We start from the raw sequence: 374 nt of genomic DNA on the forward strand, positions 1-374 counted from the left end.
ATGCGGGTGTGGCGGAATTGGCAGACGCACTAGACTTAGGATCTAGCGCCTTTGGCGTGGGGGTTCGACTCCCTTCACCCGCACTTTTAATAAAATATCTCAAACATGTCTTGCGGAAGTAGTTCAGTGGTAGAATACAACCTTGCCAAGGTTGGGGTCGCGGGTTCGAATCCCGTCTTCCGCTCCAATTTTCAATATGACATGCCGGGGTGGCGGAACAGGCAGACGCACAGGACTTAAAATCCTGCGGTGGGTGACCACCGTGCGGGTTCGACCCCCGCCCTCGGCACCATATGCGCCCGTAGCTCAATTGGATAGAGCGTTTGACTACGGATCAAGAGGTTAGGGGTTCGACTCCTCTCGGGCGCGCCAAT

General features: G+C 55.3%; 4 tRNA genes. All 4 read left to right on the forward strand.

The annotated features are described in order from the left end of the window. Nucleotides 1–2: 2 nt before the first annotated feature. The 4 genes from CN409_RS29870 to CN409_RS29885 all read left to right on the forward strand — a co-directional run bounded on the left by CN409_RS29870 (nt 3) and on the right by CN409_RS29885 (nt 372). Nucleotides 3–83: transfer RNA gene (locus tag CN409_RS29870), tRNA-Leu, on the forward strand. A gap of 29 nt (nt 84–112) precedes the next feature. Further along, a tRNA-Gly gene (locus CN409_RS29875) sits at nt 113–187 on the forward strand. A gap of 16 nt (nt 188–203) precedes the next feature. Beyond that, nucleotides 204–292, forward strand: a tRNA-Leu gene (locus CN409_RS29880). Between the two features lie 3 nt (nt 293–295). After that, nucleotides 296–372, forward strand: a tRNA-Arg gene (locus CN409_RS29885). Nucleotides 373–374: the final 2 nt, after the last annotated feature.

Source organism: Bacillus sp. AFS012607 (genome assembly GCF_002558005.1).
GTDB classification, from domain to species: domain Bacteria; phylum Bacillota; class Bacilli; order Bacillales; family Bacillaceae_G; genus Bacillus_A; species Bacillus_A thuringiensis_S.